Here is a 6,383-nt window from a genome sequence, read left to right on the forward strand (position 1 = left end):
CACAACCGGGGTTGCGGGAGCACGACGCATGCTTGACGACGTAATGCTCATCTTGACCGGCTTCTTCGTGGTGATGATGGTCCTGGCCATGATGTGGGGCATGTGCGCCCTGATCGGCAAGATCTTCATCCACCGCGCCGCCCGCCCGCCGGCGCCGGCACCGGCCCCCCGGGCGCCGGTCCCCGCCCCGGGCGGAATCCCCACGGGAATCCCGCCGGCCCACGTGGCGGCGATCGCCGGGGCCGTGGCTCACCTCACGGCGGGACGCGGGCGCATTCTCCAGGTCAGTGCCCCGGTGGATCCGGGCGCGGTCTGGGGCATGCACGGCCGGCTCACGCAGTTTTCCGCCCACCGTCTGCGCCCCGGCTGGGGGCCGACGTCGCTGCCCCCGACCCGGGGCCGGACTCTCTGACAGCCTTCCGAGGAACCCATGATCAGACATCTGCGGATCACCGTGGACGGCACCGCCTATGACGTGACCGTCGAGGATCTCGCCCCTGGCTCGGCGGGCGTTGCCGGTCCGGGCCTGCCGGCTCCCACGCCCACCGCCCTGCCCTCCCATCCAACGCCCTCGGCCCTGCCCGCCGCGAGCCCGCCCGCCGTGCACGCCGGAAACGGCGACATTCCCAGTCCCCTGGCCGGCACCGTGGTGACCGTCACCGTGAGCGTGGGCCAGACCGTGACCGAGGGCGACACCTTGATGGTGCTGGAGTCCATGAAGATGAACACGCCGATCAACGCCCCGCGTGGCGGAACGGTCGGCGCCATCTCCGTGACCCCGGGCGCCACCGTCACCGAGGGACAGATTCTTCTCACCCTCGCCTGAGGAAGGCCGCCCCATGGACATGTCCGCCGCCATCGCGCAAAAGCTTGACCAGATCTGGGGCCTGACCGCCATCCCGGACGTCACCTGGCAAATGCTGGTGATGTGGGTTGTGGTGGTGGTTTTGCTGTATCTGGCCGTTTTCCGCCAGTTCGAGCCGTTGCTGCTGATCCCGATCGCGTTCGGGGCCCTGCTTGCCAACCTGCCCACCGAGGGACTGCTCAACGAGCCCATCGATGGGCACGGCGGCGGTTTGTACTATTACATCTCCAAGGGCGTCGAACTGGAGATCTTCCCGCCCCTGATCTTCCTGGGGGTCGGCGCGCTCACCGACTTTGGCCCCCTCATCGCCAATCCCCGCACCCTGGTGCTGGGCGCGGCCGCCCAGTTTGGCGTGTTCGCCACCTTCATGGGCGCGATTTTCCTGGGCTTTTCTCCGCATGAGGCCGCCTCGATCGGCATCATCGGCGGGGCCGACGGCCCGACCTCGATTTTCCTCACCAACAAGCTGGCCCCCGATCTGCTGGGCCCGATCGCCGTTGCCGCCTACAGCTACATGGCGCTGGTGCCCCTGATCCAGCCGCCGATCATGCGCGCCCTCACCACCGAGTCCGAACGGCGCATCCGCATGAAGTCGCTGCGGACCGTCTCGCGCCTGGAAAAGCTGATCTTCGCGTTCATGGTCACGGTCGTGGTGATCTTGCTGGTGCCGGCCGCCTCGGCCCTGATCGGCATGCTGATGCTGGGCAATTTCCTGCGCGAATCCCTGGTCACCGAACGCCTGACCAAGGCCTCGCAAAACGAGATCATCAACATCGTGACCATTTTCCTGGGCACCTCGGTGGGCATCACCATGACCGGCGAGCGTTTCCTGACCCCGGAAACCTTGAAAATCCTGGCGTTGGGCGTGATCGCCTTCGGCTTTTCCACCGCCGCCGGCGTGCTCATGGCCAAGTTCATGAACCTGGTCTCGAAGGAAAAAATCAACCCGCTGATCGGCTCGGCCGGGGTGTCGGCCGTGCCCATGGCCGCGCGCGTCAGCCACCTGGAAGGCCAGCGCGCTGATCCCAACAACTACCTTCTGATGCACGCCATGGGCCCCAATGTCGCCGGCGTCATCGGCACCGCCGTGGTCGCGGGCTACTTCCTGTCGTGGTTCGGATCCTGAAAACCGGGGAACCCGGGGGGACGTCGGCGCGTCCGGCGCCCCCCCTTGATTTTTGATTGTCCCGTCCGTCCTGGCACGGAATCCTGGCGTCTTCCTCCCTTTGATGATGCCAGGACTGACATGCTGTCTTCCCCCTCCCCTTCCATTACCCCCTCCGCCCTGCCCGCGGACCAGCGCCTGTTCCTGGGGATCCGGGCCGCGCTGGGGGGGCCGCTGCCGCGGACGGCGATGGAAAGGGTGCTCAAGGCGGGGGCCGTGCCCTTGCCCGGGATTTCGGCCGAAGCCTTCCAGGCTCTGGGCAACACGCTGATCGAAAAGCGCCTCCTGGGGAAAAAGGGGTTTTGTTCCCCGACGCTCGCCCACGTCATGACCCGTGACCTGCTGGCCAGCCTCGGCCCCGGCCGGTTCAAGAGCCTGGTTGAAAAGGCCTGTCCCCTCCTTCCCTTCCAGCCCGATCGACCAAATCCGCCGCTGCGCCTGGCCGTGTACCTGAATGACCGGGCTTTCTACGAAAACACCCTGGAGCGGCAGGCGAGCTTTTACAAAGCCAGCCATCTCACGGAAACCTGGGATCTGGAGAAGGCCTTCGGCGACCTGGAGGTCGATGGACCGTGGCTTGCCACCCTTGATTCCTTCTTTTGGCCCCGGCTGGTCGCGGCCCGCGCCGCCCGGGTGGCCGCGTGGGGACAAAACCCGGGTGAACGCGATCGTCTCGCCGCCCTGATGCGGGACCATCCCGCCCTGGCCCCCGCCTGCTGGCCGTTTCAGGCCGACCTCGCGCTGCTCAACGCCGACCTGCCGGCGCTGGACGCGCTGCTCGCGGCCGTTCCCGCGGGCGTCCCGCCGTCCCTGGTTCTCGCGCCCCAAGGCGCCCGGGCCTTGCTGGCGGGAGAAGAGCCCGCGCGGGCGGTTGCCCTGTTCGGCGCGGCCTTGAAGGAACACCGCAAGATCACCCGCAAGCGCAAGGGAGGCTTGCCGGGACTGGCCGGGGTGCTCCACGCCTGCGCGCTGCTGGCCGCCGCCACCCCTGACTCCTTGAACGCCCTCGCGGTGGTCTTGCCGGACAAGGACCCCTCTCCCGATGCCCTGGCCCTGCGGGCCTTGCACGACCTCGCCTTGAATCACCTCGCCGAGGCGCGGAACCGGCTCCATGCCCTCCCGCCGCCGCGAAAGGAGGCGCGTCCCCTGCCGGTGGCCCTGACCGCTCTGGCCCTCGCCCACGTCAATCCCGCCGACCTGAAACACGGGGAAGACGGGTTTCAGGCCCGCTTCACCGAGATGGGAACACGCTTCCCCCTGGCCGCGCGAATCCTGGCCGAGGCCCTGGCCCCGAACGCCACCGCGTCCAGGCCCTACACGGCGTTCCTGGAAAAAACACTCCCCGCCCTTCCCTTTCGCTTCATGGACGTGATCGCCACCAAGGCCCCCTGGGAGCGGGTCCTGGCCAACCTGGAGGCCGTGCTGGCCCCCGCCGCCGCGCCCCCGACCAGCACGGCCGCTCCGGGCGCCCGGCGACTGGCGTGGATGATCGACATGGAGCACCACAACATCGCGCCCGTGGAACAGGTCCTCCAGGCCAGGGGCTGGAGCGCCGGGCGGCCGGTGGCGCTCCAGCGCTTTCAGCGCGAGGACCCACGCCTTGATTATCTCGACAGCCACGACCGCAAGGCCCTTGATACTCTTTCCCAGCGGATCGACGCCTGGAGTTACGCCCCGGTCTGGGAGTTTCCCCCCCACGACACCTTGCCGGCCCTGATCGGCCATCCCCGGGTTTTCGATGCCCACGCCCCCACCCATCCCGTCGAGTTGGTGGCGGGCCGGGTCGAGTTGATCCTGGCGGCCTGCAAATCCGGGTACAGCCTGACCGTGTCCCACGGCGCGAACAGCCCCGCCGTCTTCCTGGATCGGGAAAGCCCAACCCGTTGGCACGTGGTGGAACTGACCGCCCAGGGCGTGGCCCTGGGCGCGCTGCTGGGCCCCACCGGCTTGCAGGTTCCCCCCGAGGGGCGCGAGCACCTGATCAGGATCGCCCAGCTCGAAGCCCCTTCCTTCCCCTTGCGCATCGAGGCCGAGGACCTGGACGACACCCCGATCACGCCCGGCTCGCCCGCGTCCGTCTTGCGCCTGGAGCCCCTGGACGAGGGCCTGCGGATCACGCAAGGGGTGCGCCCGGCCGGCGCCGAGGGGCCCTTTTTGCCGCCCGGCGTGGGCACGCGGATCCTGGTCGTGGGCGGCGGGGAAAACCGCCAGCGGGTGCGCCGCGATCCGGAGGCCGAAAGCCGGGCGGCGGCGGCCTTGCGCGACGCCTGCCCCATGCTGGACGGGGAAGGCCCCGCCTGGATCCTTGATGACCTGGGCTCCGCCCTGGAACTCCTGCACGCACTCCAGGCCCTGCCCGAGCCGCCGGCCCTCGAATGGCCGCGGGGCGAAACCCTCCGCCTGCTCCCCCCCGTCTCGGGCCGCGCCGTGCAGGTGAGCATCCATTCCGGCACCAACTGGTTCGCCGTCGAGGGAAGCGTGCAGGTCGATGAAGGCCTGGTTCTTGATCTCAAGGACGTGCTCGACCGGCTGGGCAGCGCACCCCGGGGGTTCGTCCCCCTGGGCGAAGGCCGGTTCCTGGCCCTGGAACACAGCCTGCGCACCCGCCTGGCCCACCTGAACCGGCTGGGCGATCTGGAGCGGTTGCCCACGCTGGCCGGAGCCATCGTGCGCGATCTGCTCGACGATGCCGGCCAGGTGCAGGGGGATGCCGGCTGGCGTGCCTTTGTCGAGCGCCTGGACAACGCACGCGACTGGACCCCCGCCCTGCCCGCCGGCTTCACCGCCGAGCTGCGCGACTACCAGCGCGACGGCTTCGCCTGGATGGCCCGGCTCGCGCGCTGGGGGGCCGGCGCCCTGCTGGCCGACGACATGGGCCTGGGCAAGACCATCCAGACCCTGGCGGTGATGGTGGACAAGGCCCGTCACGGCCCCGTGCTGGTGGTTGCCCCCGTTTCGGTGTGTGGCAACTGGGCGGCCGAGATCGCCCGTTTCGCGCCCGGGCTGGCCGTCACCCGCCTGGCCGAGGCCGAAGACCGGGGCGAAGTGCTGGACGCCCTGGAACCGGGTCGGGTGCTGATCGTTTCCTATGGCCTGCTCCCGCGCGAGGAGGAGCGGTTGCGCCCCATCCGCTGGGCGATGCTGGTGCTCGACGAAGCGCAGGCGATCAAGAACCCGGACACCCAGCGCGCCCGAACGGCCCTCGCGCTGACGGCCGACTTTCGGGTTGCCCTGACCGGCACCCCGATCGAAAACAGCCTGGATGAACTCTGGAGCCTGTTCCGGTTCTTGAATCCGGGCCTGCTGGGCGGGCGGAGCGCCTTCACCCAGCGTTTCGCCGGGCCCCAGGCGCAGGCGGATCCCACGGCACGCGCGGCCTTGCGGGCCCTGGTGCGGCCCTTCTTGCTGCGCCGGACCAAGGCATCGGTTCTGGCCGAACTGCCGCCGCGCACCGAGCAAACGCTGGTCGTGGAACCGGGGCCCGACGAACGCGCCTTCTACGAGGCCCTGCGCCGCACCGCCCTGGAACGCCTGGACCAGGCCGGGGAGGCGCGCACCCGCGTGCACATCCTGGCCGAGATCACCCGCTTGCGGCAGGCCTGTTGCGATCCGGCCCTGGTCGCGCCCGAGGCCGACGTGCCCTCGGCCAAGCGCGAGGCCTTCCTGGACCTGATCGCCGAGCTGCGCGAGGGCCGGCACCGCGCCCTGGTCTTCAGCCAGTTCGTCGGCCACCTGAACCGGATCAAGAGCGCCCTCGACGCCGCCGCCATTCCCTATCTCAGCCTGGACGGCTCCACCCCTTCGCGCGAGCGCGACAGGCGGGTGGCCGCCTTCCAGGCCGGAGAGGGTGACGTGTTCCTGATCAGCCTCAAGGCCGGTGGCGTGGGCCTGAACCTGACGGCAGCCGATTACGTGATCCACCTGGACCCGTGGTGGAACCCGGCGGTCGAGGATCAGGCCTCGGACCGCGCCCACCGCCTGGGGCAGCAGCGCCCCGTCACCATTTACCGGCTGGTGATCAAGAACAGCATCGAGGAAGGCATCCTCGCCTTGCACCAGCGCAAGCGCGACCTCGCGGACGCCTTGCTGGAAGACGCCGACCACGCCGGCACCTTGTCGGAAGAGGAACTTTTGGGGTTGATCCAGGCCGGGCTTTAACATCAATCGGCCTGGAAAAAGGTAAAGACCGGGGAGGCAGAGCCTGTCAGTTTCAGATGGAAATGGACAGACTCTGCATCCCTTTGTTTGAGTTTGTCTTTTCGGGAAAAGCGGTGTCCACTTTTCCCTGACAAACTCTAGCCTCCCCGGGCCCCTCCATTCATGAGGGCTAATACCAACGGTTGGAACTGATGA

4 protein-coding genes are annotated in these 6,383 nt (G+C 68.8%); all 4 read left to right on the plus strand.

Annotated features, from left to right (window positions below; all coding sequences use genetic code 11):
- The first annotated feature begins 28 nt into the window (after positions 1-28).
- The 4 genes from ROR02_RS07715 to ROR02_RS07730 all read left to right on the plus strand — a co-directional run bounded on the left by ROR02_RS07715 (position 29) and on the right by ROR02_RS07730 (position 6,188).
- A complete protein-coding gene (locus tag ROR02_RS07715) occupies positions 29-412 on the plus strand; it encodes an OadG family transporter subunit (protein WP_218032779.1) in 384 nt (127 codons plus the stop codon).
- Between the two features lie 18 nt (positions 413-430).
- The gene (locus tag ROR02_RS07720) at positions 431-826 is read left to right on the plus strand and encodes a biotin/lipoyl-containing protein (RefSeq protein ID WP_147163447.1); all 396 of its coding nucleotides are present in this window, start codon (positions 431-433) and stop codon (positions 824-826) included.
- Positions 827-839: 13 nt separating this feature from the next.
- Complete coding sequence (locus ROR02_RS07725; RefSeq protein WP_170245017.1) at positions 840-1,991, plus strand: sodium ion-translocating decarboxylase subunit beta; 1,152 nt, start codon at positions 840-842, stop codon at positions 1,989-1,991.
- A gap of 120 nt (positions 1,992-2,111) precedes the next feature.
- Positions 2,112-6,188 carry a DEAD/DEAH box helicase gene (locus ROR02_RS07730; protein WP_147163448.1) on the plus strand — a complete coding sequence of 1,359 codons (4,077 nt, stop codon included), beginning with the start codon at positions 2,112-2,114 and terminating at the stop codon, positions 6,186-6,188.
- Positions 6,189-6,383 lie beyond the last annotated feature (195 nt).

The sequence above is a fragment of the Pararhodospirillum oryzae genome, from assembly GCF_007992075.1.
Classification (GTDB): domain Bacteria; phylum Pseudomonadota; class Alphaproteobacteria; order Rhodospirillales; family Rhodospirillaceae; genus Pararhodospirillum; species Pararhodospirillum oryzae.